Source organism: Pseudomonas brassicacearum subsp. neoaurantiaca (assembly GCF_013608025.1).
Taxonomy (GTDB): Bacteria; Pseudomonadota; Gammaproteobacteria; order Pseudomonadales; family Pseudomonadaceae; genus Aquipseudomonas.
In genome coordinates this window covers 1-25,168 of record NZ_VDLV01000064.1, presented here as the reverse complement: position 1 = coordinate 25,168, position 25,168 = coordinate 1, and the positions used below count along the sequence as shown (strand labels likewise).

Below are 25,168 nucleotides of genomic sequence, written 5' to 3'. Positions count from 1 at the left end.
ATGGTCGCAGGCTCGAAAAACCCATGTAACATTGATGCGCTTTTTTTCCAGCAACGCGCCATTCAACGAGCTTCGTCCTGCATGTCACCGGTCGCCTCTCCTCCCTCACTGATCCAGGCATTGCGGACTGAAACCGCTGAATTGCACGTCGCCCTGGAAAAACGCCTGCCGTTTTTCTCGCAGCAGCTGGACCTGGATCGGTACCGACGCGTGATGGCGGCCTATTACGGTTTTTATCAGCCATTGGAGCAACGGCTTCAGATGTTGGCGCTGATTCCGAGCGGGCTGGATCAATCCCAGCGCATCAAGGTCCCGGTGTTACGCGCCGACCTCATCGTGCTGGGCATGGATGCTGCCGCTATCGAGGCTCTTCCTGTTTGCCGGGAGCTGCCGCAGATCGATTCCCGGGCCGCCGCCCTTGGCGTTTCCTATGTGCTGGAAGGGGCGACCCTAGGCGGGCAGATCCTGCGGCGCAGAGTGGCCGAGCAGCTAGGTCTCGATGCGTCCGGTGGCGCGGCCTTTCTCAACGTTTATGGCGAACTCACCGGTCGGCGCTGGAAGGATTTCCTGCGCTACCTGGACGACAGGAACCTTGGCGTGGCGCAGACGCTCGAAGTCACACACGCCGCCAAGGCGACCTTTACTTATTTCGAACGCTGGCTGGACAGCCAAAAGGTATTGTCATGACCCCGGAAAACAAGGAAGTCTTCGAAGAACTGCTGGCCAATTGCGCAGACGAACCGATCCGCTTCCCCGGGGCCATCCAGCCTCATGGCGTGTTGTTGATGCTGTCCGAGCCCGATTTCACGATCCGCCAGGTCAGCGCCAACGTATTGCAGTTGATGGGCCAGGATCCCCACAGGCTGTTGGGCCAGACATTGGATGTATTGCTGGGCCTGGAACAGGCAGAGGCAATCCTCGTTGCCTGTCGCTCCGCCCCGGAAAACGACAGCGCGCCAGTGGCCATCGTCGCAAACCAGCAGCGTTTTGATGCCTTGGTGCACCGCCATCAGGGCGCCCTGATCATCGAGTTAGAACAACACCTGAGCGATTACCGTCCCGAGGGCGTCAGCGGCGAGGCCAACCTGGGCCGCATGCTGCAGCGCCTGCAAAGCGCAAAAAACCTTCAGGCTCTCTACGAAATCAGCGTGCGCGAAATCCAGGCCATGACCGGCTACGACCGCGTGCTGATCTATCGCTTCGAGGAGGAAGGTCATGGGCAGGTCATCGCCGAGGCCAGCGCGCCGTCAATGGAGCTCTACAAGGGCTTGTTTTTCCCTGCGTCGGACATTCCGGAACAGGCCCGCGAGCTGTACCGCACCAACTGGCTGCGCATCATCCCCAACGCCGAATACACGCCGGTACCGCTGGTGCCCGAGCTGCGTCCCGATACCGAGGCGCCACTGGACCTGAGCTTTTCCACCTTGCGCAGCGTCTCGCCAATCCATCGTCAATACATGAAGAACATGGGCGTGCTCTCGTCCATGAGCATCTCGCTGATGAAAGGTGATCGTTTGTGGGGACTGATCAGCTGCGGCAATCGCCAGCCGCTGCTTGTGCCCCACGAAATGCGCATGGCCTGCCAGACCATCGGGCAGATCCTGTCGCTGCAGATCAGCGCCATGGAAACCCTTGAGCTGACCCGCCAACGGGACGCCAAGCTTAAGGACCTACAGGCGCTTGCCACCGTCATGGCCGAGTCCAGCGAAAACGTTTTCGACGGTTTGTGCCGCGAGCCGCAACGCCTGATGGACCTCACCGGCGCCAATGGCGTAGCGATTCTCGAGGACAACAAGCTGCATCGCCACGGCCAATGCCCGGAACCGGAGCAGATCCGCGAGCTGCACAAGTGGATCACGGAAACAGGCCAGCCGGTCTACTCCCACCACAACCTGGGCAGCGTTTTCGCACCGGCCAAGGCCTATCAGGATGTGGCGAGTGGCGTACTGGCGATTCATTTGCCCAAGCCCGTGGAAAACGGCGTGCTTTGGTTCCGCCCCGAAGTGAAGCAGACCATCAATTGGAGCGGCGACCCACAAAAACCCCTGGACCTGGAAACCAGCGAGGCCGGTATGCGCCTGCGGCCGCGCACGTCATTCGAAATCTGGAAAATCGAGATGGACGGCATCAGCGCCAAATGGAGCCACGGAGACCTGTTCGCCGCCAATGACCTGCGCCGCTCGGCCCTGGAGAACGACCTGGCCCGACAAGTGCGCAAGGAACGCCAGGCGGTGCAAGCGCGCGATGACCTGGTGGCTGTCGTCTCCCATGACCTGCGCAGCCCGATGACGGTCATTTCCATGCTCTGCGGCATGATGCAAAAGGCCTTCAGCTCCGACGGCTCCCACAGCTCAAAGCGAATTGCCTCGGCCATCGACACCATGCAACAGGCCACCAGCCGCATGAACGCGCTGCTGGAAGACTTGCTCGACACCTCGCGCATCGATGCCGGGCGCTACACCATCCATCCCAAGCCCATGGACGTCAGCCAAATATTCGAGGACGCGTGTTCATTGCTCTCGCCGCTGGCCTCCGCCAAGGCGATCGACATCTCTTTCCAGGCCGAGCCCAACCTGAAGATCAACGCCGACCCGGAGCGCCTGTTCCAGGTACTGTCCAACCTCATCGGCAATGCGATCAAGTTCACGCCGCAGCAAGGTCGCGTCGGCGTCAGCGCAATGTCAGTGGGCGATGAAATCGTCTTCAGCGTTCGTGACACCGGTGAAGGCATCGCACCAGAGCAGTTGCCTCATGTTTTCGATCGCTACTGGACGACCAAGGAAGGCAACCCGAACGGCACCGGGCTGGGGCTGTATATTTCCAAGGGGATTGTCCAGGCGCATGGCGGTAAACTGCACGCCGAAAGCCAGCCAGGCAAGGGCAGCGAGTTCCGCTTCACCGTGCCGAAAATCGATTGAGCCGGGCACCGTCCCTTAACGAATTGGAAACCGAAGCCCAATGGCCTCACTGAACAAACAGCAGAAACGCGCCAAGCGTGCCAAAGACAAAGCCAAGCAGATCCGCATGACCGGGCGTAAATCCATTCCCATGTATGGCGATCCGGCTCACGCCACCGCACAGCCCCCAGTCTACGTGCTGGAGCTGTTTGCCAAGCTGCGCGAAGCCGAGGCCGTCAGCCGTAGCGAAATGCTCGACACGTTGCTGGCAAACGTCAGCGAAATGATCATCGAGCGCCCGGGCCTGCTGGACCTGAAGAACGCCGAAAACGAAAGCATGGCCGCCACCAACCTGGCCGCCGACATGCTCGTCGACTACCGCATGTGGGCCGACGACATGGACCGCGAGGCGGCACAGCGCTGGCTCAGCACGCCGGAGTTCATCAAGGACTTCAGCGAGGCGCTGGACCGTTATCGCCAATCGATGGAAACATCCGCCAGCGAGTAAGCCCTCGGCTACTCGCTGCTGTTCCAATGGAACACCAGCTTGCGCGCGGCCCCGCTGCCTACTTCAGCGGTGTCGCGACGCTCCTCGCCGTTACGCGTCGCCGCCACCGTGTACTTGCCCGGTGGCAACTGTACATACACCAACGGGCCTGCATCGCTAAGCGTCAGCAATGTCTGTCCCGATGCGTTCTGCACAGTCACGTCCACATCCGGGACGTACTTGTTCTCCGGGCCGATCGCAAAGGTCATGTGCAAGTTGTAGCCCTGGGCCTGCCCGATGGCTCGGGCTTCATCCTCGCCGATACCGCCGGACAGGTAGGTGATACCGTTCTGCTGCATGGGCTGGACCTGGACGCCTGTGTTGTCGATGGGCGTGAGGTTGGTGGCGTCTAGCGCGAGGGGAAACAGCAGCATGCTGATGGCGATGAATGGCAATACTAAATAATGAGTGAGCTTCATGGGGAGAACTCCAGGTCCTGGAAACAACTCACATGAGTCCTTCTTGGAGCACAGTCATGCGCTAACGTTTAGATCGATTGGGACTAGCGATTAGGACGGATCGCACCCGGTATATCCCTTCATCAACCTATTCTTTTAACTGCATTTAGCGGAGAAATCGCAAATGGTACGAACCACGCTTTTTATGAGCCACCGCGGCCAAGCGGTCCAGCTACCCAAAGCAGTGGCGATGCCCGGCGACGTTAAACGCGTCGATGTAACCGTCATAGGCAGAGCGCGAATTATCACTCCGGCCGGCGAAACGTGGGACAGCTGGTTCGATGGCGACAGCGCGACAGCAGATTTTATGGCGGGACGTAAGCAGCCTGCCAAAGGAGCATGAATCTGCCTGCTGATCGAGTGTCATGCTCGATACCAAACATCTAACTTTCCCTGACAAATAACGGAACCACGCCCATGGCCTCCGCAAACAAGCAACAGAAGCGCGCCAAGCGTGCCAAAGCAAAAGCCAAGCAACTACGGGTCAGTCGTACAAAGCCTGCTTCCGCCACCTTCGATCTCCCCAACTACGACGATCCGTATTTTCCGGACGCCTTGCAGGATGAGTTCGAAGCACTCCCCAGGGACTTTTTGTCGCTTTTTTATGAGATGCGAGACGCCGAAGAAGAGACCGGGCGCGTCGATATGATGGTCAGGATGATGGGCTTGCTCTTTGCCATGACGAATGAACAGCCCGAGCTGCTAGATAATGAAAATGCTGAAAACGAAGCCATGGCAGTCCAGCTTCTGACCGAGGACACCCTGATCGCTTACCGAACGTGGGCTGACGATATCGATCAGGAAGCAGCGGAGCAGTGGCTTCTCAGCCCTGAAGTACAGGCGGATTTCGAAACTGCACAAGCCAGCTTCAAAGAGGTTCTAAAGATACTGTGGGATCTTAAGGACGCTCCTGAATAATCAACAGACTTTTCATTGCGGCGACGCTCATCCGGTTAACCCTTCCCACCCCCGCCCAAAGCTGGCACCATCGCGCCTTTTTTTACGCGACTCCCCGGGCATTTCGCCGGTGTGCATGGTTCAAACAGCCGTTCGGTTGTTGACGGCGCGACAGTCTGCTGTGTCGATGCGACAACCTGCCACACATCATCGGCTTACCGCCCGAAGCGCTGTTGGCTGTCATTCGGACGCATGCTAGCTTGGCCGCCTCGCCAGGAAGGCTGCCAACAGCCAGGGAGCACATATCATGAGGACCGCACATGGCCCAGGCCACGCCCGCGCTTGAAATCCGCAACCTGCATAAACGCTACGGACAGTTGGAGGTGCTCAAAGGCGTCTCGCTGACCGCCCGCGACGGCGACGTGATCTCGATCCTGGGTTCCTCCGGCTCCGGCAAATCCACGTTCCTGCGTTGCATCAACCTGTTGGAAAATCCCAACCAGGGCCAGATTCTCGTGGCAGGTGAAGAGCTCAAGCTCAAGGCTGCGAAAAACGGTGAACTGATGGCCGCCGACGGCAAGCAGATCAATCGCATGCGCAGCGAGATTGGTTTTGTATTTCAAAACTTTAATCTCTGGCCGCACATGAGCGTGCTCGACAACATCATCGAAGCCCCACGCCGGGTGCTCGGCCAGAGCAAGGCCGAAGCCATCGAAGTCGCCGAGGCATTGCTGGCCAAGGTCGGCATCGCCGACAAGCGCCATGCCTACCCGGCCGAACTGTCCGGCGGCCAGCAGCAACGTGCCGCCATCGCCCGCACACTGGCGATGCAGCCCAAAGTGATTCTGTTCGACGAGCCGACTTCCGCCCTTGACCCGGAAATGGTCCAGGAAGTACTTAGTGTGATCCGCGCCCTGGCCGAAGAGGGTCGCACGATGTTGCTGGTGACCCATGAAATGGGTTTCGCCCGTCAGGTCTCCAGCGAAGTCGTGTTCCTGCACCAGGGCCTGGTCGAGGAGCAAGGATCGCCACAGCAGGTCTTCGAGAACCCGCTTTCGGCACGCTGCAAACAATTCATGTCCAGCAACCGCTAACGGAGCAGTACCTATGCAGACCTACAGGAAATTTTTATTGGCTGCTGCCGCCAGCCTGGTCTTCTCGGCCAGCGCCATGGCGGCCGACAAACTGAAAATGGGCATCGAAGCGGCCTACCCGCCGTTCAACAACAAGGACGCCAGCGGCCAAGTCGTGGGCTTCGACAAAGACATTGGTGACGCGCTGTGCGCCAAGATGAAGGTCGAGTGCGAAGTGGTCACGTCCGACTGGGACGGCATCATTCCGGCCTTGATGGCCAAGAAGTTCGATTTCCTGATTTCTTCGCTGTCGGTCAACGATGAACGCAAGCAAGCCGTGGATTTCACCGACCCGTACTACTCCAACAAACTGCAATTCATTGCGCCGAAAAACGTCGAATTCAAAACCGATAAAGAATCCCTCAAAGGCAAGATCATCGGCGCACAGCGCTCGACCCTCGCCGGCACCTGGCTGGAAGACGAACTGGGCAGCGATATTACCGTCAAGCTCTATGACACCCAGGAAAATGCCTATCTGGACCTGACCTCCGGCCGCCTCGACGCCATCCTGGCGGACAAATACGTGAACTACGACTGGCTGAAAACCGATGCGGGTCGTGCCTACGAGTTCAAGGGTGATCCGGTGGTGGAGGGCGACAAGATCGCCATCGCCGTGCGCAAGGGTGACAACGAACTGCGTAACAAGCTGAACGCCGCGCTCAAGGAAATCGTTGCCGACGGCACCTATAAAAAGATCAACGACAAGTATTTCCCGTTCAGCATCTATTGATACTGACGTGCCAGCCGGCGCCCGCTCCTGCGCGGCGCCGGTCCTTAGCCAAGCCTGCCGCGATATGAACAAATACCCATGATGATCGACCTCTACGGATTCGGCCCGGCGCTTGCCGCCGGCGCGCTGATGACGGTCAAGTTGGCCCTGTCGGCCCTTTGCCTGGGGCTCGTGCTCGGCCTGCTCGGCGCCCTGGCCAAGACCTCCCCGTACAAGCCGCTGCAATGGCTTGGCGGCACCTATTCGACACTGGTTCGCGGTATTCCGGAATTGCTCTGGGTGCTGTTGATCTATTTCGGCACCGTCAATTTGATGCGTGCCCTGGGTGAGTATTTCGGCAACCCCGACCTCGCCCTCAACGCCTTCGCCGCCGGCGTCATCGCCCTTGGCCTGTGCTTTGGCGCCTACGCGACGGAAGTGTTTCGCGGTGCGATCCTGGCGATACCCAAGGGCCATCGTGAAGCCGGTGTCGCGTTGGGCCTGTCGAAATGGCGGATCTTTACCCGGTTGATCCTGCCGCAGATGTGGCGCATCGCCCTGCCCGGCCTGGGCAACCTGTTCATGATCCTCATGAAGGACACCGCACTGGTCTCGGTGATCGGCCTGGAAGAAATCATGCGTCACGCGCAAATCGGCGTGACCATCTCCAAGCAACCGTTCACCTTTTATATGGTCGCCGCGCTTATGTACCTGGGCCTGACGGTGTTCGCCATGATCGGCATGCACCTGCTGGAACAACGCGCCGCCCGCGGCTTTGCCAGGAGCACCCAATGAACTGGGAAGTCATCATCAAATGGCTGCCGAAACTGGCCCAGGGCGCCACGTTGACCCTGGAGCTGGTGGCCATCGCCGTGATCGCCGGTTTGCTGCTGGCGATCCCATTGGGCATCGCTCGTTCATCTCGGTTGTGGTACGTGCGGGCGTTGCCCTACGCCTACATCTTCTTTTTCCGTGGCACGCCGCTGTTGGTCCAGTTGTTCCTGGTCTATTACGGGCTGGCACAGTTCGATGCCGTGCGCAGCAGCGCGCTGTGGCCATATCTGCGGGATCCGTTCTGGTGCACCACGGCCACCATGACCCTACACACCGCCGCCTATATCGCCGAAATCCTGCGCGGCGCCATCCAGGCCATCCCGCGCGGCGAGATCGAAGCCGCACGGGCTCTCGGCATGTCGCGACCCAAGGCGCTGTTCTACATCATGCTGCCCCGCGCCGCGCGCATCGGCCTGCCGGCCTACAGCAACGAAGTGATCCTGATGCTCAAGGCCAGCGCCCTGGCGAGCACCGTGACCCTGCTGGAGCTCACCGGCATGGCCCGCACCATCATTGCCCGGACCTACCTGCCGGTGGAAATCTTCTTCGCGGCCGGCATGTTCTACCTGCTGATGTCCTTCCTGCTGGTGCAAGGCTTCAAGCAGCTGGAGCGCTGGTTACGCGTCGATGCCTGCCAAGGACGCTGACAGCAGCGTGCTGACGGGCGAAGCATTGCTCGCCCGCTTCACGGCGCTGGACGTTTTTCTCACAACGCATCAAGCGCTGTGGAAACCACGGCCGTTCACTCATCTGCAGTTGCCCTGGGAAATATCCCACCCGGAATTGGCCCGATGGCTACGCCAGCGCTCGCTGGAAGCGGCGGAAAACGACCATCATCAGCCGGGGTTGATGGAAGACGTGCCAGCACCGTTTCCGAAATTGGCCACCGTCTCCCGCACACTGAGCGCTGTCGCAGAATTGCCAGCCCGTGTATTGGAAGCACCAAGCCATCGCCTCAACGTCGATGTACCCGGGCGCAAATGGCAGCAGATAGAAGCCTTCGCCAGCCGCCTGCGCTTCACCACCCAACCGACCCATTGGCTCGATTGGTGCGCCGGCAAAGGCCACCTCGGTCGGAGGCTGCTGCATGATGGGCAGCAACTGACCTGCCTGGAATACGACCCTGCCTTGGTCGCCAGCGGCCAGTTGCTGAGCCAACGCCATCATCTGCCCGCCACACACCTGCAACAAGACGTGTTGGCGGCGGACGCAGACCAGGCGCTTCAATCCGAACACACACCTGTAGCCCTGCATGCTTGCGGCGATCTGCATGTACGCTTGATGCACCTGGCTAGCCGTGCGGGCTGTGCACAACTGGCCATAGCGCCATGCTGCTACAACCGCATCAGCACCTCGGAATATCAGCCTCTGTCCGACCCCGCCAAAGGTTCTGCCCTACACCTGTCGCTCGATGATCTAAGCCTACCGCTGACCGAAACCGTAACCGCTGGCGCTCGTGTAAGAAAACAACGTGACCAATCCATGGCCTGGCGCCTGGGCTTCGACCTGCTGCAACGGCAAGTCAGAGGGCACGACGACTACCTTCCCACTCCTTCCCTGCCCAGCGCCTGGCTGGAAAAATCCTTCGCCCAATACTGCACCGATCTCGCGGCCCTGAAAGACTTATCCACAGTCGGCACGCCTGATTGGGCCGCCCTGGAAGCAGCAGGCCATCAGCGTTTGGCCGAAGTGCGTAACCTGGAATTGGTGCGAGGCCTTTTCCGACGGCCCTTAGAGCTTTGGCTGGTCTTGGATCGGGCGCTATTCCTCACTCAGAACGGCTACGACGTCCGCCTTGGTACTTTCTGCGAGACGCCTCTGACACCGCGCAATCTGCTGTTGCTGGCCGAACGCCGCTGAGGCGAAACAGCCTGTGGATAACTCTGTTGATGAAATAAAGCTGGATCCAAGAAAACCGCGATTTCTGGAATGAATCCTAGCTGGTCATTTTTTGTTCACATGGATAAAAAACCATGAAAACAGCAGCTTGCGAGCAAACGGGAAAGCGGTCACAAAACAGAAAGATATCCCTCGCAGCTTCCTTTCGATTGTGCATAAGCGGCTGAGCAAACCGGCATAACGCATGGGTCTGGTTGCCTTTGCGCCCCGATCTTCAAGCAATTTGGCTCGCCCCACAGGAAGTCGCGCAGCCGCACGCTGCCAAGCCCTACGCGCCCCGCTGTATAGGGCTCATCCACCGAAACTGCTGCTTGTCTAAAAATAGTCAGAATTCAGGGGTTTACAGAACCTTCCCAATCGCTATAATCGTCGCCCACACGCCGGTATAGCTCAGTTGGTAGAGCAACTGACTTGTAATCAGTAGGTCCCGGGTTCGACTCCTGGTGCCGGCACCATACAAAACGAAGCCCTCGCAGAAATGCGGGGGCTTTGTTGTTTCTGAAATACGTAAAATTCGACGTAAAATTCCTTCCGATTAAGCTAACCCAATATCAGGCAACGCTGCCTGATCGCAAATGCTGTACGCTGCCTAAATACTGTGTATAAATACAGCATTGCAAAACTTTACTCTGCCCCGATTTATGTGGTAGGCCCGAATATTAGGTGGCATACTGCGCCGCCTGAGCTAGGGTCACTATGTCACCAAAGGATCAGGCGACAGCGCCATCAGCCAGTGCATCTGGAGGAGCTTTATATGTACAGCCCAAAATCGATCGCTAATTACTTCCTCGACCTGGCAGCGGCGAATGGGGAAAAGATCACCCCAATGAAACTGCAAAAACTCGTGTATTACGCGCACGGTTGGTATGCAGGCAACACCCACCAGCCTCTTATCGATGAGACTGTTGAAGCGTGGCAATACGGCCCGGTTATTCCGTCGCTGTATCGCGAGTTCCGTCACTATGGGTCCGGCTATATCAAGACGAAGGCGACCGAAGCGACGTTTACTGGCGTGTATGAGGTTCCTATTCCTGCCGATCCTAACGTCCGCGCGTTTCTCAGCAATGTGTGGAACAGCTACGGCAAATACACCGGGATCGCGTTATCCGAAATGACGCATGCCAGTGGTACTCCTTGGGATCAGACATGGAATGAAAACCCAGGCGTCAAGGGAATGGACATCCCGTTCGATCGTATCGTTGGATGGTTTGGCGCTGCGGTTGCCAAGTCTCAGCAGCCTCAGGTCTGACCTTGAGTGCTGACGGCGGGTTGCCCGCGCGCGTACCAGAGAGCGTTGATAAGTTAGTTGTTGATCCGAAAGCTGAAGGTGTTCCCAAACCGGGGGCTGCCTCGGCGCAGGACGAGGACAGGTTTTATTCTGAAGACGCAGAGCGCTATAAGCTTCTGCACGCTCAGCAAAACCTCGGACAGCTCGGCAAACTGTGGGGGTCGAGTGCCTCAGCCCCCACAAACATCGCCGGGCTTCTTCTAGTTCTTTGTTTCGTTTTGGTCGCCTTGAGTTTTTTGCCGACACAAAGCGTTGAATTAGTCGATGCTCGCAAATGGTTGTATAGCGTCACAACCATGATCGTAGGCTTCCTCTTCGGTGCCCGCACCGCTGGCAAGTCGGAATAGATTTAGCCCCGGCGCGGCTCTGACAAAGGGGGCAGATTTATTTATAGCTAAGATCCGTACCAAGGGCAGACCCCACCAAAATAGTAGATAAATCCGCGTTTTATTCTAGCGGTAAAAAGATTGTGCTTGAGCCCGATCCACTTCCCCCAAACCACTCGCTCAAGCCACATTCGTCTCCCAGCGTCGGGCGCGCATCGCCGCAACCAGATCATTGGAGGCGAACATTCCTTGATCAGCCTCGTCTACCACCATTTCAATCTGCGCTGCCAAAGCCTTCTCATACTCGGTGCAGTCACGAAGGATGTGATTGTCGACTCCATCTCTCCTAGGCAGATCAGCAGGAGAGTCCGAAGGATGTTCCGGCAGGTTTAGAGATATTTCGGTCATGATCCCTCCCAATGATGAAAGTTTTCGGGCCGGCACGCTTTTCTGTGCTTGATTGGAGAGTTGCGACGACAGCAAGCACCGTCTTCATGATTACTTATAATCAGTATCCTTCCGACTGCACCATTTCCGCCCCCCTACCGAGCTCTGGGTCATAGATCATCCATTGAAACTTTAACTGGTTGTGGGCCAGCAAGCCGCTCTCGTACCTTACAGATCAAAGCCACATCATCCTCGCTCGTCAGGACGGCCTGGGACGTTAACTGATCCTGGTCGGATACAACCTGCGAGGACCCTCGCCCCGTTTGACGCGCAGCCTCAAGCACGTCCTGCTGAAATTGCTTGTATCTATCATCCATTGGAATTTTCCTCTGAACGCGTGTTTTCGCGCGTGTCGTATAGGCAGCTACATCGGCCAAGACGCTAACTATTACCCATCCACAAAATAACCTAAACCGCCCCCCGCCAGCATCGCGCCACGATTGCACCCAACCCAATCGCCCGCTACTCTCCTACCGTCGCTGCCAATTCAGCGACCGGGCCTGAGAACCCGAGTACGATGCAGGCGCTACAGCGCCCGAACCACGTTTTGCGGCGTTTTTTTATGTCCGCATTCCGTGTAATGGCGGCTGTGCGTGGGAGACCTTCGGGTCTGCCGGGTTCCTGTATCTCCGGTTTCTCAGCCTGCGCACAGCTGCCACCCATTCGCCTGAGAACGAACGTGGCAGCTCTCATCTGATATGGGAGCTCATCGATGCACGCCATGGATCTGCTGCAGTCTCGCTTTATCACTTTGCCAGCCACCCACCGTCAATTGGCGATCGGAGGTGCGCAATGACCCATCCCAAAGACCTCAAAACCCCAGGCCTAACCCCCTTCTCCTACCACTCCGACCGCCCGCTATTCCGCGTCAACGGCGGCATCCCCATCGGCGAAGCCCTGTCCCACGCTTCCGACCTGCTTCACGTCGCCAAGGTCCTCGCCGAGGAAGCGGCGATGATTCGCGGTACGGATCGGTATGCCTGGGCTTCGTATTATTTGCAGGATATGAGCAAGGCCGTCATTGATGACGTGGTGAAGGTGCTGGAGGCGCCGGGGGGTAATCCGGCGTAAGGGTAGCGAGTCCAATGCTGCTTGCTGAACGGGGCAGCATTGGCTTGAGCGGATAAAGAGGGGCTGCTTTGCAGCCCAGCGGGAGCAAGCTCCCTCGCCACGGGTTTGAGTCAGACCAACCGAGCGCCGCCATCGATGTTCAGCGTGGCGCCGTTCATGAACGTGTTAGTCATCAAGAAAACCGTAGCCGCGCCTGCTTCAGCGGCAGTGCCTACGCGATGCAGCGGCAGCACTTGTTCCCATGCGCGAACGTACGCATCGCGCCCCTCGCCCAGGGCTTTGCTGAAGATAGGCGTATCGATTGGGCCTGGAGACAGGGTGTTGACGCGGATGGGCGCCAATTCCAAGGCCAGGCCACGGGCCAATGCTTCCATTGCAGCCGAGGCTGCAGCGATTACAGCGGTGCCATGGGCATTGGGTCGATCGGCCAAGCAGCCAGAAATAAACGTGATGGAGCCATCCTTGGACAAGCGATCCCCGAACGCGCGGATCACATGGATGGAGGCCCACATGCGCTCTTCAAACGCCCGGCGCAGGTAGTCGATTTCTGCGTAGAGCACTTTGCCTGCCACGAATGTGCCGGCGAACAGAACCAGGTGGTCCACGTGCGGGATGTCCGCCAACGCGGCGTAGATGGCTTCGCTTTGGGTGACGTCGGCGGCGCGCCAGCCGGCGAGGCCATGTTCCAGGGCGGCTTGCTCGGCGCGCTCGGCGTTGGAACCGATCACGATGACGGATGCGCCGGCGGCCTTGGCTTGAATCGCGGCGGCAAGACCGATGCCGGAGGTGCCGCCGAATATCACTACGGTGCGGTCCTGCAGTTGGGCGGGCAATGGTTGGGTAAATGAATGGCTCACGGTCTATCTCCTTGGTCGCCTGGATTGCGTCGATGGGCAAAGATTAAAGATCCGAGCCAACGTTGATAATTGGGGTGCAAGTCGCTTTACTAATGCCATGAAGGAACAAATAGGGTTGGACCGCCTGACCGGTCTCATTGCCTTTGCCCGCGCCGCCTCTTTGGGCAGCTATACCGCTGCGGCGCGCGATTTGTCGGTGTCGCCGTCTGCCATCAGCAAGAGCGTGCAGCGGCTGGAGCAGCATTTCGGACTGAGTCTGTTCAGCCGCACCACTCGCTCGCTGACCCTGACCGTCGAAGGCAGGGATCTGTACGAACGGGCGCTGCGGATTTTGCGGGAGGTGGAAGACATCGAGCAGGCCGCGGTGGCCTCGCGCGCCGAGCCCTCCGGCACCTTGAAAGTGACAGCGCCACCGCCTATCGGGCTGAACATTCTGGCGCCGGCAATTCCCAGGTTTCGGGAGCGCTACCCCAAGCTCGCCATCGACCTGCGCTTGGGCGATCAGTTTGCCGATATCGTCGAGCAAGGCATCGATGTGGCCGTGCGCGTGGGCAACCTGGCCGACTCGCGGCTTATCTCTCGCACGCTGGGACCGCATCGAATTTGCGCTTTTGCCTCGCCAGCCTATCTGGCCAAACGCGGCACGCCGTTGGAACTGAGCGACCTAGCCGATCACGATTGCGTGAATTTTCGCTATCAGAGCTCGGGGCAAGCGTTGCGTTGGCCATTCCACGTGGAAGACAGACTGGTGGAGATCGCGCCCGACGCCCCCATCGTCATCGACGCCAGCGATGCAGTGGCTGCGGTGCTCGCCGCGGGCGGTGGCATTGGCATTTCACCGACCTATGTCGCGGCGCCCTATGTCGCCCGGGGTGAACTGACGCCGTTGTTTCCACAATTTGCCGTCGACCGCTCCTCCATTACGGCGTTATGGCCGGAAAGTCGCCGGGGAAGCCCGAACGTCAAGGCATTCGTGGGTTTTCTGAATGAGCTATTTCCCACTCCTACCGTGTGGGATGAGATCGTTGCAAAGGGCACTCTGAACCCACTCTAAAAGGCTTGCTTCCGAAAAAGGGACTGCTTCGCAGTCCAGCGGGAGCAAGCTCCCTCGCCACAAGCTCATCTAATCCTTTCCTCCGCCGATAGCTTCAGATATGAGTCCGGACTATCCCAAGGCTCTGCTGGCGCTCGACTACACTTGCCCAGACATCTCGCTCCAGGAGCAGTTAGCAATGAAGATCCGCACCAAGGTCATAGGCTCGGGGTTGGTCAGTCTTTCTTTTGCGCTGCTGCTTGGTGGAATCGGGCTGTGGGGTTATCACTCCATGACCGAGGCGCTGGTGCAGAACGAAACCAGTATTTCGGCCATGCGCAAGCACATGGAGGCGGACATGATGCACGACGCCATTCGTGCCGATGTGCTGGCCGCCCTGTTGGTGGCACCGGGGGATGCGCAGGCGGGGAAAGAAGTGCTGGAGGGGTTCGATGAGCATACGCAGCGGATGCGCAAGGTCATCGCCGAGAATGCCGAAGCGAAGTTGCCGGGGGATGTCGCCAAGGCGATTGGCGAGCTCAAACCCCAGGTCGAAACTTACATCGATAAAGCCAAGCAGATCATCGGCAAGGCGCTGGGCGGCGCCCAGGATGCCCATGCGCTGCGGGCAGAGTTCGACAGCGCATTCTCAGCGCTGGAAGAACGCAACGAGGCCGTCAGCGAACTGATCGAAAACCAGGCGCAGTCATCCCGCGAATATCAGGACAGCAGCATTCAAACCTCGGAACGCTGGCTGATCGTGACCTTGCTGGCGACCTGTGTCGCCCTGGCGCTGTTGTCATGGAGCCTGCTCAAGGCCGTGCTCACGCCACTCAACAAGATCATCCTAAATACCCAGGCGATTTCCCAAGGCGATTTGCAGCGTTCCATGGGTGCCCAAAGCAAGGATGAGCTGGGTCAATTGCAGGGCGTCATCGAACAGATGCAGAGCAACCTGCGGAAGATGATCGCCACGATCCGCAGCCAGAGCGATGAGTTGCACGGCACGTCCCAGAACCTGGGCGATACGGCGCGGCAGATCGTGTCCAGCGCCGATCAGCAGGCCCAGAGCGCGACCAGCATGGCGGCGAGCATGGAGCAGATGATGGCAAACATCAGCCAGATCCATCAGCACGCCGACAGCGCCCGGACTATCTCGGCGCAATCCGAGCACTTGGCGAGTAGCGGCGGCCAGGTGATTCTCGGGGTGGTCGAAGGCATGAACCGGATCGCCGAGGTGGTCAACCAATCGTCCAGCAAGATCACGGCGTTGGACGCGTCATCCGAGGACATTCATTCCATCATCCAGGTGATCAAGAGCATCGCCGAACAGACCAATCTACTGGCACTCAACGCTGCCATCGAGGCCGCCCGCGCCGGCGAGGCGGGGCGTGGTTTTGCGGTAGTGGCCGACGAAGTGCGCAACCTGGCGGCGCGCACGACGCAGTCCACCCAGGAAATCACTGCGATGATCGAACGCATCCAGTCCAGCGCCCGGGACGCGGTAGCGAACATGCAGGCATGCGTCAGCCGCGTGGACGAAGGCGTCAACCTGGCGCAGCAGGCCGGGGTGTCCATCAGCGAAATCCGCACCGGCGCCCGACATGCGGCCGAGGTGGTGGAAGAAATTTCCCAGACCATTGCCGAGCAATCCAAAGCCAGTGATGAGATGGCCCAGCGGGTGGAGTCGATTGCCGAGCAATCCCGCGAGAACACCCGTTCGATTCACAACCTGACGCAAACGGCGGATCAGTTGAACGACGCGGCGGGTTCGATGCAGGCTTCGGTGCAGCAGTTCAAGATTTGACAGCCGGGGGCTGCTACGCAGCCCAGCGGGAGCAAGCTCCCTCGCCACGGGCTATTGGCGAAGTGAGGTGCGTTGCTGACTCGCTCACACCTGACTCACCTCGAACACAAACGAAATCTCCCGCTTCTGGGCGCTCCAGACATACCGAATATGCTTGCCCTGCACCGGGATCGACACCGCCGGCGGGCGGAACGCGGCCACACATTCGTGACCGGGCAGGCGGACGCTGTTGTACAGCAGGCCCCATGACAAGGTTTCACGCAGGTCCCGGGCGAACACCTGCGACGGGCCATAGGCGGCGGGGTCGGGGTTGTGCAGATGTGGATAATCGTGACGGATGTCGTGCAGGGGTTTGACGACCTGGTTGACGTAGGTGCGCATCGTCAGTTCCAGATCCGGTTCGTTGGTAGCCCCCAGGAACCGGGCCTGGTGATAACACGTCTCGGCAATTGCGGCTTCCTGGCTGCTGGCGGCGTAATAGACGCCGAAAGTGCCATCGCTGAAGCGGCTGCTTTTGCCGATGTGGGTAAATGCAGCCATCACCGGTGAGGAGCCCGGCCCGGAGACGCGGTCTTCGGGACGCACCCGGGAGAGCACGCCGGCTTCTTCCATGAGCCGGTCGTTGGTCAATGCTTCCAGGGCATAGGCTGTTGGCAAGTCTTCAGGATCGAGCACATCTTCGAACAACGTGATCGGCGGAAAACTGCTGTTGACGATCCGATAGGCCCGTTTCCATTGCGGGTCCGCCAAAGGTGGCGTCATTAGCCGCGCACTCCATCGAGGTATCGCCGCACATCGGCGATATCTACTACCCGACCCGCGAGCATATAGGACAACGCCGACTGGCCATTGAACGGCGCAGCAGTGTTAGGACTGCTGACCCATTGATACGCACGGTCCCGGCTGTTACTGAAGATGATGCTCAACGCTTTGTGTATTCCCATGAGATAGGAAATGCGCTCGAGGGTGTCTCGCGGCAGCCTGATGTTATCGGGCAATTGTTTGTACTTGTAGAAGGTCGTGTTTCCTACTTTGCCCAACAAAGTTCGCTGCTGCTCGACGCTGCAACCCCACAGCTCCATGAGCTTGAAGAAAAACTTCAACGCGACTCGACCCGCATCCGGGGAGTCCAATTGTTGCTGTGCGTTGAGGCTGACGGAGGAAATCGCCATGAGTCTTGGCTCCCTTGTTGCTGACTGTTGCCTAGAGAGTAGTACACATATGGATAAAATTTAAGTTTTAATTCGCAAGCGGACAAATAAAAGACCTGTAACGGCTCATTCATCTCGGCGTGATTGTTTTGATAAGACCGACCTGCAAGCCAAACCAGCAAAAAGCTGAAATCCCACTTAAGCTCCAGTTATCGCCTGCCGGCGCTTTTCGCTACAAAACCGCGACAACCGTGGCAAGGTGCTTGATGATAGCCACCATCGCACCGCCGGGCCCGGGCCGGGTGCACAACAAATAGCGAGCCCACTTGAGCAGAGGGCATTACCTCATGGATAGCAGAACCTTACGTAACCTCATGCGCATCGTTCAGACCGGTTCGTTGTCGGCGGCGGCGGAGCAGTCGTGCCTTACGGTGCAGGCATTGGCGGCGCAGTTGAACAAGGTCGAGGAGCAGTTCGGGTTCAGGTTGTTCCGACGCTCGAACAAAGGCCTGACGTTGACGAGCCAAGGCTCGGAACTGACGCCCTTCATGGACCAGGTCCTGGCGGCCACTCGACAATTGGAAGAGAAAGTCACGGCGCTCAAGACGCCCAGGCAACGCAGCCTGAAAGTGGCGCTCAATACCACCCTGCCTGGCGAGTTCAACCGACGGATGATCGATCGCCTGATCGCTGTCTTTCCTCATTACCAATTGGAATTCAGCTACGCCGAATCGATGGAGAACCTGAGCAAACTCAAGAACGAAGACTTTGACCTGGCGATCCTGATCGGACAACAGAGCGGTTTTTCCAGCATTCCGATGCCGGATGTACAGGTGCAGGTGGTTGGCGCCCACTGTGGTGACGAAGACGATTCCCTGGGTCTGCTGGGCGACAAATTCCAGGTGCGTCCTGCGCAGGAATGTCCTTATTCCCACAGCTTTCTTCGCTTTCTCGACGCGGGTCTCGGCGAATATGGGCCAAGCCAGCGAATGGTTTATTCCTGCAGCGAAACGCTGACGCTGTCGCTGATCACCCAGCTCGATGGCTTGGGGCTTGTGTCCCGCGACGCGGCGCTTCGCAACGGCCTGGCTATTTTCCCGGATTTCGAGGACTTCCTTGAAGTCCGCCTGGCGGTGAACAATCCCGAACTTTCCGACCAGGCGTTGCACGACGTGGTCGACCTGACGCTACAGGAACGAGCCGAGCGCGATATACGCCGCCGTGCCCACCGCTACACTGAGAAACAGGTTGCGGCTGAAATACGCACATAGCAGGGTCGGAATCGCGGCATAAAATTCGGGGCGGTCGAGCTGGATGTGCTGATCCTTGATCAACAGCGGCGTCAGGCTGATCGCGGCGACGATCGCCACCGGCAGATATTCCAGCGCACGGGCGACGAAGGGTGGCCAGTTTTCGGTATTGACCTGCAGCGGCAGGGCCCGTGGCAGGAAGGTCACGGCCATCATCAGGGCAACGGCCAGGATCAGGAACGTTTGGTCAGGCATACGCCTACCCCGCAGCCAACGAACGTGGCGATGAATACATTGAACGGCGAACTGCCCACCAGGCTCAGCGCACCCATGCAGATGACTGCCGCCATCGCCGCGATCAGTTTGTTGCGCGTGTTGCACAACGAAACCAGTACATAAAGCATCATGGCGGTCAGGGCGTAGTCGAGCTGATATTTGATCAGGTGCGCCGCATATTGGGCGCAAACAGCGCCCAGCAAACCGCCGAGCACCCAGGACGTATGGCAAAACAGGTTGAAACCGATCAGGTACCGCACACTGACCGGCGCGCCGCTGCCTAGCTTGACGCTGTGAAAGGCGAACGACTCGTCCGTCAGCCCCACCGCATAGCACCAGCGCTCGAAACGACTAAGCCCCAGCGCACGCAGTGCCTTGGCCATGTAGACCGACATCAGCATGTGACGGGCATTGATCAGAAACGTGGTCAACACGATGGTGGTCAACGACGCGCCGCTGGAAATCAACGCCAGCGCCGCGAATTGCGAAGCGCCAGCGTACACGAACAGGCACATCGCGACCGGGAGCCACAAGGGCAACCCGGCGTTGACTGCCATCAGACCGAACACAAACGAAACCGTGAAATAACCTGCTACCACCGGACTGGCTTCAGCAAAGGTTCGTGAGGCTTGTGGTTCGACCGCCAGCGGCTGGCTGGAAGTCTTGTTCATAAATCCCTCTCGAAAGTGATTTCGCCCCGGGGCTCGCAGAACCCCTGGGCAGCCCAGAAACGCTTGCCGGCCAGGTTGCTTTCGTCGACAAACAGGAACATGCGCAGCACGCCTACCCGTTTCATGTCGGCCGATGCCGCTTCCACCAGGCGCTGCCCGAGGCCCTGGGTTCGGTGCCTGGGGCTGACGGCCAGGTGGTTGATCGTTCCGCGCGTGCCGAGCATACCGCCGATCACCGCACCCACGACTTCACCCTGGGCATCGAAGGCCATGTAGGCGGTCGTGGTTTCCTGCAACAACACCCCACGCAAGAACCGGGCATCCTGCCACTCGCAGAATGACACTTCGTCAAAACCGCGAAAGAACTGCTCCAGTCGTTCGGCATCCCTGACCATGGCCCGGCGCAACAGCACTTGTTGCACCGAATCATCCAAGGGCTCGAGCTGCTCAGCGAACAATGTCGAAAGCGGTCCCGGGCCGCGAAAAGGAGATCGCCAGAATCTGCCTGAACGCCATCTCATGACTATGGACATTGCGGGCAGGGGTCACATAGTGGCGCATGTCGCGGTCGAGGAAGAATGTCGTATCGAGGATATCCTCGTAAGTGGTTGCCGCCAGTTGCTCTTCCTGAGCGCTGTACAAACGACTTTCGGCGCCTGCCACATTGTTGCGGCCCCAGAAGTGCACGCCGCTGAACGGGTAGCCATCGCAATGGATGCCTTCGGGGGTGATTTCCAATTGCTTGCCCGGCTTGATCTCGATGCGGATCTGATGGATCTGGCACTGCCAGACTTCATCGTGCAACTCCGGCGGCAGGACGTTCTTGTACACCTCGAAGTCCGTGTCGATCAGGCTGCGCATCACTGGCGAGTTGATCACTTCATTGGAAAAGTCCTGGAAGTGCCGCTCCAATCCGCCGACATAGCTGTTGTTGGCCTTGGACTGGACGTAGGCCCGGTGTTCGAGCTGCTTGAGTTCACGGGTCGCGGGGTTGTATTCGAAGTCGCTGTAGCGGCGAAAACGCATGCCTGACTCGGCCTGGCCGTAATAACTGTCGGGCTCCATGTTTTCCCAGCTTTTGGTCAGCCGGACAAAGTCGCCGAAATGACCGTAGAGATTGAAGTCTCCACCGCGGACGTTGACGTATTTGTCTCGTCGTAGCGCTTCGCCCACTTCCCTGTTCAGAACGATCATTTTTCAAAGGTCTCCACTGCATTGAGCGGACTAATCTAGTAGGTGCAGGATTTGCGTCCATGAGAAAGTATTTGAAGCATTTCAAGCCGTACTTGAAACGGTACAAAAAGTTTCGTCAGTACGACTTTTTTGCACGGAAAGACGCGTTTGCGACGTCATTTTTGCAGTGAGCGACGGCGAATTTCGTTTTTGTCCTAACTGCGCAAGAAGTGACGCAGCACTGCGCAATTTACTAGGCGTTTTCGCCCCGCACGACTTGCCTTCAAACATCCAAAAAACGCTTCAGCCCGGCTGTTCACGGGCCTTCCTGAAACCTGGCTCATTCCTTGATAGATGTGCGGCCCTCACCGGGGCAATCCCCGGCCTCGCACCTTCGGCAAGGAGAGCCCAATGGCCACCCCGACGTTCATACCACTCGACCCCAGGACATGGCTGGCGCAACAGCCATTGCAGGAAAACGAGCACCTTTATCTGATCATCAGTGCGGCGAGCGAGGCCGATGCGCTGCAAGCCCTTCGCACTTCGGTCCCGCTCCATCCGTTGCAACCCGTCTGGAGCGACACCCCCTACGCCACTTGGCAAGCCGTGATGCCCTACGTGACCGAACTCGACCCCGGCTCGGCATTCCTGTCCTGGATTGCCGAAACCGACAGCCTCGACTGGGGCTGGCTGGCCGTTTCCCGGTGTGATCCGAAAGAAGTGTTGGCGCACCTGCGCAGCCTCACGCAAGTGAAGATGCCGGACAGCAGTGAGGTCTTCTTCCGGTTCTGGGATGGGCGCTTCATCCATCCGATCCTCGAACACCTCGGTGAAGCCGCCGGGGATATGTTGCCGGTGTTTGAGCGTTATTTGATCAACGGCAAATGCTTGGAGAACCCTGCGAGAAAGGTTCCGGCGGTCAAGGATTGGCCGTGGTGGGAGGTGCCGAAGGAGCTGTCGGACGCACTGGCGGAGCAGAACCCCTCGGCACGGGTGGACGGCCTGATGCAGTGGCTTGAGGAGGAGCGCCTGGATCTTTATAGCGCTTGGCCCACGGACAATCTGAGATTGAAAGTCAGCCGCTGCGTAAGCCGTGCAAAGGTTCAGGAAACACTGCAGGCAACCCTACTGAACGAGCTGATCCTGGAGCAATGTTGATGTCCGCAACGGATCACATTGCTTTCGTCGATGAGGAACTTGCGACATTCAAAGACAGTTTGAAGCGCTATCAAGAGCAGACCCAAGCCTGGTATTCACAGTGGGCCGATGATGTCAGCAGACTCAACGACTTGCCTTCGCTCACGGGCATGGAGCGCGTCATCAAGGTCGGTGACAGCCAAAAAACCGTGGCCATGACTGACGGCGAATTCAACTCGAATGTAGCGCGGTGTCCGCTGAAGGGGCCGTTGCTGATCGAGAGCAAATTCGAGTCGGTCTATGACATCCCGATCGGCGACATCGAGCTTGAAATCGTCGACGTCGACAGTGGGGCCACCAGCAAGGTCAGGCTCGACGCCCAGGGAAAGGCCAGCTGGACCGACGGTGTACCCGGAAAGTACTACCAGATACGCGTGCACAGCAAAGTCACGCCCGCCCAGATCGACGCGTTGTTCAGCACTTATGACAGGCTGACGGGCGAGCTGGAAAAATTCCTGCGCAATAAATGGGAAGGCCCGGCAGGGCACAGGCAGCAATGGTCGAGCCTGTCTTTATCCGGCACGGCCATGGCGGTGGGCAGCGGCATCCTCGAAGGCGGCTGGGAAGCCATCAAGGGGGTGTGGGACGGCATCAGCCTGGTGCTGGAAATGCTGAAAAACCCGGCGAAGTTCATGGATGAGCTGGGCGGAGGGGCTGATCGCCTCATAGAAGTCGCCAGACAAACACCCGAGGTCATGAAAAAGGCCATGCTGCTGGCCAGCGACGAGGCTGCGCTCTTCCTGATGATGCGCTGTGCGTTGATCTGGCTGGCAAGCCTGCCGCCGATGCAAACGGTCGGCGATACCGCAAGGATGACCACCGCCGCGGTCATGGGAATCGTGATCGACATTGTGCTGGCAATTGTCCTGACCGTGGTGGCAGAGGGCACCGGAGTCATCTATCTCGCGGCACGGTTGAAAAAATACGGGGAAATCATCCTCAAGGCGGTGATCGGTTTCGTAGAGTCAGTGTTTGCCATCATCGACGGCTTCATGGGGTACGTCGCCAAGTACATTCCGGTTGCGGTGCGGGGCACGGCGGCGCCCATGAAAAAAGGCGCGGTCGAGCTGCGCATCGACGGCAAGAGGAACGCCAGGATCGCCGCTGGCAAGACGGTCGACGATGCTTCGAAGCAGGCGACGACGCCGACCGGCAAGAGCGCCGAGCCCGCCGCCCGTACCTGCACCGACAAATGCCCGGTCTCGATGGTGAGCGGCGAAGAGTTGTTGACGCTCAACGATGGCCAACTCGACGGCCTGTTGCCATTCGAGTGGACTCGCCTCTACCGAACCAGCGCAGTGGAAATCGACTGCGGCCTGGGTTACGGCTGGAGCCACGCGCTGGCCCATCGGCTTGAAATCACCGGTGAAGAAGTCGTTTGGACCGATCATGAAAATCGTTCCATTCCCTTTCCGCGCCCGACCAAGCAGCGTCCAGCAATTACCAACAGTCTATCCCGTGCGGCTATTTATCTGGGTGACGTCCCCAACGAGCTGATCGTGGCTCAAGCAGGCCAACGGCCCTCGTTCTATCACTTTCATCTGCACAACGATGGCGCGAGCTTGGTTGCCATCAGCGACAGCTATGGCAACAGGCTGCGCGTTACCCGCGACGTGCTTGGGAAGATCAAGCGCCTGGACAACGGTGCCGGGCGCGGGCTGCTCTTGCGCTACAACGGCAGTCGCATCGTCGCGGTCGATTACCAACAACTTGATGCTCAGAACTTGCTGGAACGGCGCTGGACGACCGTCCAGACGCTGGTCACCTACCACTATGACGCCCAGCATCGTCTGGTCGAGGCGACCAACGCCAGCGGGGAGACCGAGCGTTATCGCTACGACGAGCAACACGTCATCATCGAGCGACAGCTAGCCGGTGGCGCCAGTTTTTTCTGGGAATGGGAAAACGAAGGAAAGCAGGCCCGTTGCGTTCGTCACTGGGCCAGTTTCTCGCAAATGCATGCGAGGTATGCCTGGGACGATAAGGGCAGCGTCACCGTGACCCATGGCGACGGCAGCGTGGAGGTCTATACCCACGACGACAAGGCCCGGCTCATCAGCAAGACCGATCCGGACGGCGCGCAGCATCGCAAGGCCTATAACGAAAAAGGCCAGCTGATCGCAGAAAAAGATCCGCTGGGCGCCGTGACCGAATACCGCTACGACGAGGACGGTTTGCTGACAGCCGTCATCCCGCCGGAAGACGAAGCGGTCGTCTACGAACACATCAACGGCTTCGTGAGCGATGTACATCGCGGCAAAGCCAGCTGGAAATACCGCCGCAATCGGCAGGGCGACATAACCCGGCAGATCGATCCTGACGGAAACATTACCTACTACCACTACAGCGACCAGGGGCGCCTGAGGCTCATCAGCCACCCCGACGGTAGCTCTCACTCATTGGCCTGGAACAACCTCGGTCAATTGGTTGAAGAAGGCCTGCCCGACGGCAGTCAGCTTCTATACACCTACGACACGCTCGGCCGGCAGGCCAGCCGCCAGGACGAACACGGCGCCACCACCCATTACCAATGGGACGCCGTGGGCCGCTTGCTGCAAACCACCTTGCCCGGTGGCGCCACCCGCGCCTGGAGCTACAACGCCTACGGCAAGGTCATCGCCGAGCGGGATGAACTGGGCCGCACCACCCGCTACGAATACGCCGACGATTTGCACCTGATCAGCCGTCGCCTCAACCCCGACGGCAGCGAACTGAAATATCGCTACGACTCGGCGCGGCTGTTGCTGACGGACATCGAGAACGAATCCGGCGAACACTATCGGCTGGACTACACGCCCAACGGACTGATCCGACAGGAAACCGGCTTCGACGGCCAGCGCACCGGTTATGCCTACGACCTCAACGGTCACCTGCTGGAAAAGACCGAGTTTGGCGCCGATGGCAGCCAACTGATCACCGCCTATCAGCGCGACAGCGCCGGTCGCCTGCTGCGCAAGACCTTGCCAGACGGCACAACCATCGACTACCGCTACGACGCCCTTGGGCGGTTGGTCAGCGTCGACGACGGGCATTGGCCGCTGGCCTACGAATACGACAACCAGGACCGTTTAGTTGCCGAACACCAGGGCTGGGCGACCCTGCGTTATCGCTACGACAGCGTCGGTCGCTTGATTCACTGCCGACTGCCCGACCGCAGCACCCTCGACTACCGCCACGCCCGCGGTGGCGCGCTGATCGCCATCGACCTCAACGGCACCTGCCTGACCGAACACCGTTTCAAGGGCGG

At 58.9% G+C, this 25,168-nt stretch carries 27 protein-coding genes and 1 tRNA gene; 19 read left to right on the top strand and 9 right to left on the bottom strand.

Annotated features, from left to right (window positions below; all coding sequences use genetic code 11):
* Window positions 1–81 precede the first annotated feature (81 nt).
* From FHK92_RS26420 to FHK92_RS26410, 3 genes are read left to right on the top strand one after another with little or no spacing between them, the layout of a single operon-like run.
* Complete coding sequence (locus FHK92_RS26420; protein WP_181290723.1) at window positions 82–687, top strand: biliverdin-producing heme oxygenase; 606 nt, start codon at window positions 82–84, stop codon at window positions 685–687.
* Window positions 684–2,918 (top strand): ATP-binding protein, encoded by a 2,235-nt coding sequence (locus FHK92_RS26415; RefSeq protein ID WP_181290722.1) that lies wholly within the window; start codon window positions 684–686, stop codon window positions 2,916–2,918. The genes FHK92_RS26420 and FHK92_RS26415 overlap by 4 nt, the downstream gene beginning before the upstream one ends.
* Before the next feature lie 40 nt (window positions 2,919–2,958).
* Entirely contained in the window at window positions 2,959–3,405 is a 447-nt protein-coding gene (locus FHK92_RS26410; RefSeq protein ID WP_181290721.1) for a hypothetical protein, read from the top strand.
* Window positions 3,406–3,413: 8 nt separating this feature from the next.
* On the opposite strand, the gene FHK92_RS26405 is transcribed toward FHK92_RS26410, so the two are convergent.
* The gene (locus FHK92_RS26405) at window positions 3,414–3,863 is read right to left on the bottom strand and encodes a carboxypeptidase regulatory-like domain-containing protein (protein WP_181290720.1); all 450 of its coding nucleotides are present in this window, start codon (window positions 3,861–3,863) and stop codon (window positions 3,414–3,416) included.
* Window positions 3,864–4,026: 163 nt separating this feature from the next.
* Between FHK92_RS26405 and vapB the strand changes: the two genes are divergently transcribed.
* The 10 genes from vapB to FHK92_RS26355 all read left to right on the top strand — a co-directional run bounded on the left by vapB (window position 4,027) and on the right by FHK92_RS26355 (window position 11,009).
* Complete coding sequence (vapB, locus tag FHK92_RS26400) at window positions 4,027–4,245, top strand: type II toxin-antitoxin system VapB family antitoxin (RefSeq protein ID WP_181290719.1); 219 nt, start codon at window positions 4,027–4,029, stop codon at window positions 4,243–4,245.
* A gap of 74 nt (window positions 4,246–4,319) precedes the next feature.
* Window positions 4,320–4,820, top strand: coding sequence for a hypothetical protein (locus tag FHK92_RS26395; protein ID WP_181290718.1), 501 nt, complete (start codon window positions 4,320–4,322; stop codon window positions 4,818–4,820).
* Window positions 4,821–5,119: 299 nt separating this feature from the next.
* A complete protein-coding gene (locus FHK92_RS26390; protein ID WP_030141495.1) occupies window positions 5,120–5,893 on the top strand; it encodes an ABC transporter ATP-binding protein in 774 nt (257 codons plus the stop codon).
* 13 nt (window positions 5,894–5,906) lie between these two features.
* On the top strand, window positions 5,907–6,662 hold the full coding sequence (locus tag FHK92_RS26385; protein ID WP_030141496.1) for an ABC transporter substrate-binding protein: 756 nt from the start codon (window positions 5,907–5,909) through the stop codon (window positions 6,660–6,662).
* A gap of 78 nt (window positions 6,663–6,740) precedes the next feature.
* Entirely contained in the window at window positions 6,741–7,436 is a 696-nt protein-coding gene (locus tag FHK92_RS26380; protein ID WP_181290717.1) for an ABC transporter permease, read from the top strand.
* Window positions 7,433–8,122, top strand: coding sequence for an ABC transporter permease (locus tag FHK92_RS26375; protein ID WP_181290716.1), 690 nt, complete (start codon window positions 7,433–7,435; stop codon window positions 8,120–8,122). The genes FHK92_RS26380 and FHK92_RS26375 overlap by 4 nt, the downstream gene beginning before the upstream one ends.
* A complete protein-coding gene (locus FHK92_RS26370; RefSeq protein ID WP_181290715.1) occupies window positions 8,103–9,335 on the top strand; it encodes a methyltransferase in 1,233 nt (410 codons plus the stop codon). The genes FHK92_RS26375 and FHK92_RS26370 overlap by 20 nt, the downstream gene beginning before the upstream one ends.
* A 418-nt stretch (window positions 9,336–9,753) precedes the next feature.
* A tRNA-Thr gene (locus tag FHK92_RS26365) sits at window positions 9,754–9,829 on the top strand.
* Between the two features lie 299 nt (window positions 9,830–10,128).
* Complete coding sequence (locus FHK92_RS26360; protein WP_181290714.1) at window positions 10,129–10,623, top strand: Panacea domain-containing protein; 495 nt, start codon at window positions 10,129–10,131, stop codon at window positions 10,621–10,623.
* A gap of 2 nt (window positions 10,624–10,625) precedes the next feature.
* The gene (locus FHK92_RS26355; RefSeq protein ID WP_181290713.1) at window positions 10,626–11,009 is read left to right on the top strand and encodes a hypothetical protein; all 384 of its coding nucleotides are present in this window, start codon (window positions 10,626–10,628) and stop codon (window positions 11,007–11,009) included.
* A 159-nt stretch (window positions 11,010–11,168) separates the two neighbouring features.
* Here the strand turns inward: FHK92_RS26355 and FHK92_RS26350 are convergent, their stop codons facing one another.
* A complete protein-coding gene (locus tag FHK92_RS26350; protein WP_181290712.1) occupies window positions 11,169–11,396 on the bottom strand; it encodes a CopG family transcriptional regulator in 228 nt (75 codons plus the stop codon).
* A gap of 831 nt (window positions 11,397–12,227) precedes the next feature.
* On the opposite strand from FHK92_RS26350, the gene FHK92_RS26345 reads away from it, so the two are divergent.
* A complete protein-coding gene (locus FHK92_RS26345; RefSeq protein WP_181290711.1) occupies window positions 12,228–12,506 on the top strand; it encodes a DUF3077 domain-containing protein in 279 nt (92 codons plus the stop codon).
* A gap of 110 nt (window positions 12,507–12,616) precedes the next feature.
* Here the strand turns inward: FHK92_RS26345 and FHK92_RS26340 are convergent, their stop codons facing one another.
* Window positions 12,617–13,363, bottom strand: a complete 747-nt coding sequence (locus tag FHK92_RS26340) for an SDR family oxidoreductase (RefSeq protein WP_309109620.1) — start codon at window positions 13,361–13,363, stop codon at window positions 12,617–12,619.
* A gap of 97 nt (window positions 13,364–13,460) precedes the next feature.
* On the opposite strand from FHK92_RS26340, the gene FHK92_RS26335 reads away from it, so the two are divergent.
* Window positions 13,461–14,417, top strand: a complete 957-nt coding sequence (locus FHK92_RS26335) for a LysR family transcriptional regulator (protein WP_181290710.1) — start codon at window positions 13,461–13,463, stop codon at window positions 14,415–14,417.
* A 178-nt stretch (window positions 14,418–14,595) separates the two neighbouring features.
* On the top strand, window positions 14,596–16,203 hold the full coding sequence (locus tag FHK92_RS26330) for a methyl-accepting chemotaxis protein (RefSeq protein WP_181290709.1): 1,608 nt from the start codon (window positions 14,596–14,598) through the stop codon (window positions 16,201–16,203).
* Between the two features lie 84 nt (window positions 16,204–16,287).
* Here the strand turns inward: FHK92_RS26330 and FHK92_RS26325 are convergent, their stop codons facing one another.
* On the bottom strand, window positions 16,288–16,965 hold the full coding sequence (locus tag FHK92_RS26325) for an RES family NAD+ phosphorylase (protein ID WP_181290708.1): 678 nt from the start codon (window positions 16,963–16,965) through the stop codon (window positions 16,288–16,290).
* Entirely contained in the window at window positions 16,965–17,375 is a 411-nt protein-coding gene (locus tag FHK92_RS26320; RefSeq protein WP_181290707.1) for an MbcA/ParS/Xre antitoxin family protein, read from the bottom strand. The genes FHK92_RS26325 and FHK92_RS26320 overlap by 1 nt, the downstream gene beginning before the upstream one ends.
* 326 nt (window positions 17,376–17,701) lie before the next feature.
* Between FHK92_RS26320 and FHK92_RS26315 the strand changes: the two genes are divergently transcribed.
* Window positions 17,702–18,625 (top strand): LysR family transcriptional regulator, encoded by a 924-nt coding sequence (locus FHK92_RS26315; RefSeq protein WP_181290706.1) that lies wholly within the window; start codon window positions 17,702–17,704, stop codon window positions 18,623–18,625.
* On the opposite strand, the gene FHK92_RS26310 is transcribed toward FHK92_RS26315, so the two are convergent.
* From FHK92_RS26310 to FHK92_RS26295, 4 genes are all read right to left on the bottom strand, one after another.
* Window positions 18,542–18,859 (bottom strand): AzlD domain-containing protein, encoded by a 318-nt coding sequence (locus FHK92_RS26310; RefSeq protein ID WP_030141510.1) that lies wholly within the window; start codon window positions 18,857–18,859, stop codon window positions 18,542–18,544. The genes FHK92_RS26315 and FHK92_RS26310 overlap by 84 nt on opposite strands.
* Window positions 18,838–19,551 (bottom strand): AzlC family ABC transporter permease, encoded by a 714-nt coding sequence (locus tag FHK92_RS26305; protein WP_181290705.1) that lies wholly within the window; start codon window positions 19,549–19,551, stop codon window positions 18,838–18,840. Before FHK92_RS26305 ends, FHK92_RS26310 begins: the two co-directional genes overlap by 22 nt.
* Window positions 19,548–19,925, bottom strand: a complete 378-nt coding sequence (locus tag FHK92_RS26300; protein WP_030141512.1) for a GNAT family N-acetyltransferase — start codon at window positions 19,923–19,925, stop codon at window positions 19,548–19,550. Before FHK92_RS26300 ends, FHK92_RS26305 begins: the two co-directional genes overlap by 4 nt.
* Before the next feature lie 73 nt (window positions 19,926–19,998).
* On the bottom strand, window positions 19,999–20,745 hold the full coding sequence (locus tag FHK92_RS26295; RefSeq protein WP_181290703.1) for a 2OG-Fe dioxygenase family protein: 747 nt from the start codon (window positions 20,743–20,745) through the stop codon (window positions 19,999–20,001).
* Window positions 20,746–21,135: 390 nt separating this feature from the next.
* Here FHK92_RS26295 and FHK92_RS26290 point away from each other — a divergent pair, with 390 nt between their 5' ends.
* Window positions 21,136–21,882 carry a DUF4123 domain-containing protein gene (locus tag FHK92_RS26290; protein ID WP_181290702.1) on the top strand — a complete coding sequence of 249 codons (747 nt, stop codon included), beginning with the start codon at window positions 21,136–21,138 and terminating at the stop codon, window positions 21,880–21,882.
* Window positions 21,882–25,168, top strand: a 3,287-nt coding sequence (locus FHK92_RS26285; RefSeq protein WP_181290701.1) for a DUF6531 domain-containing protein, incomplete at its 3' end; no start/stop codon positions are given. The genes FHK92_RS26290 and FHK92_RS26285, both read left to right, overlap by 1 nt.

Excerpts from the sequence above, each read along its gene's own strand:
- FHK92_RS26395 (WP_181290718.1), top strand. The coding sequence starts at position 4,320 with ATGGCCTCCGCAAACAAGCAACAGAAGCGCGCCAAGCGTGCCAAAGCA.
- FHK92_RS26350 (WP_181290712.1), bottom strand. The coding sequence starts at position 11,396 with ATGACCGAAATATCTCTAAACCTGCCGGAACATCCTTCGGACTCTCCT.
- FHK92_RS26310 (WP_030141510.1), bottom strand. The coding sequence starts at position 18,859 with ATGCCTGACCAAACGTTCCTGATCCTGGCCGTTGCCCTGATGATGGCC.
- FHK92_RS26320 (WP_181290707.1), bottom strand. The coding sequence starts at position 17,375 with ATGGCGATTTCCTCCGTCAGCCTCAACGCACAGCAACAATTGGACTCC.
- vapB (WP_181290719.1), top strand. The coding sequence starts at position 4,027 with ATGGTACGAACCACGCTTTTTATGAGCCACCGCGGCCAAGCGGTCCAG.
- FHK92_RS26325 (WP_181290708.1), bottom strand. The coding sequence starts at position 16,965 with ATGACGCCACCTTTGGCGGACCCGCAATGGAAACGGGCCTATCGGATC.
- FHK92_RS26315 (WP_181290706.1), top strand. The coding sequence starts at position 17,702 with ATGGATAGCAGAACCTTACGTAACCTCATGCGCATCGTTCAGACCGGT.
- FHK92_RS26390 (WP_030141495.1), top strand. The coding sequence starts at position 5,120 with ATGGCCCAGGCCACGCCCGCGCTTGAAATCCGCAACCTGCATAAACGC.
- FHK92_RS26410 (WP_181290721.1), top strand. The coding sequence starts at position 2,959 with ATGGCCTCACTGAACAAACAGCAGAAACGCGCCAAGCGTGCCAAAGAC.
- FHK92_RS26345 (WP_181290711.1), top strand. The coding sequence starts at position 12,228 with ATGACCCATCCCAAAGACCTCAAAACCCCAGGCCTAACCCCCTTCTCC.
- FHK92_RS26405 (WP_181290720.1), bottom strand. The coding sequence starts at position 3,863 with ATGAAGCTCACTCATTATTTAGTATTGCCATTCATCGCCATCAGCATG.
- FHK92_RS26360 (WP_181290714.1), top strand. The coding sequence starts at position 10,129 with ATGTACAGCCCAAAATCGATCGCTAATTACTTCCTCGACCTGGCAGCG.
- FHK92_RS26335 (WP_181290710.1), top strand. The coding sequence starts at position 13,461 with ATGAAGGAACAAATAGGGTTGGACCGCCTGACCGGTCTCATTGCCTTT.
- FHK92_RS26370 (WP_181290715.1), top strand. The coding sequence starts at position 8,103 with ATGCCTGCCAAGGACGCTGACAGCAGCGTGCTGACGGGCGAAGCATTG.
- FHK92_RS26415 (WP_181290722.1), top strand. The coding sequence starts at position 684 with ATGACCCCGGAAAACAAGGAAGTCTTCGAAGAACTGCTGGCCAATTGC.
- FHK92_RS26385 (WP_030141496.1), top strand. The coding sequence starts at position 5,907 with ATGCAGACCTACAGGAAATTTTTATTGGCTGCTGCCGCCAGCCTGGTC.
- FHK92_RS26305 (WP_181290705.1), bottom strand. The coding sequence starts at position 19,551 with ATGAACAAGACTTCCAGCCAGCCGCTGGCGGTCGAACCACAAGCCTCA.
- FHK92_RS26330 (WP_181290709.1), top strand. The coding sequence starts at position 14,596 with ATGAAGATCCGCACCAAGGTCATAGGCTCGGGGTTGGTCAGTCTTTCT.
- FHK92_RS26420 (WP_181290723.1), top strand. The coding sequence starts at position 82 with ATGTCACCGGTCGCCTCTCCTCCCTCACTGATCCAGGCATTGCGGACT.
- FHK92_RS26375 (WP_181290716.1), top strand. The coding sequence starts at position 7,433 with ATGAACTGGGAAGTCATCATCAAATGGCTGCCGAAACTGGCCCAGGGC.
- FHK92_RS26290 (WP_181290702.1), top strand. The coding sequence starts at position 21,136 with ATGGCCACCCCGACGTTCATACCACTCGACCCCAGGACATGGCTGGCG.
- FHK92_RS26380 (WP_181290717.1), top strand. The coding sequence starts at position 6,741 with ATGATGATCGACCTCTACGGATTCGGCCCGGCGCTTGCCGCCGGCGCG.
- FHK92_RS26295 (WP_181290703.1), bottom strand. The coding sequence starts at position 20,745 with ATGATCGTTCTGAACAGGGAAGTGGGCGAAGCGCTACGACGAGACAAA.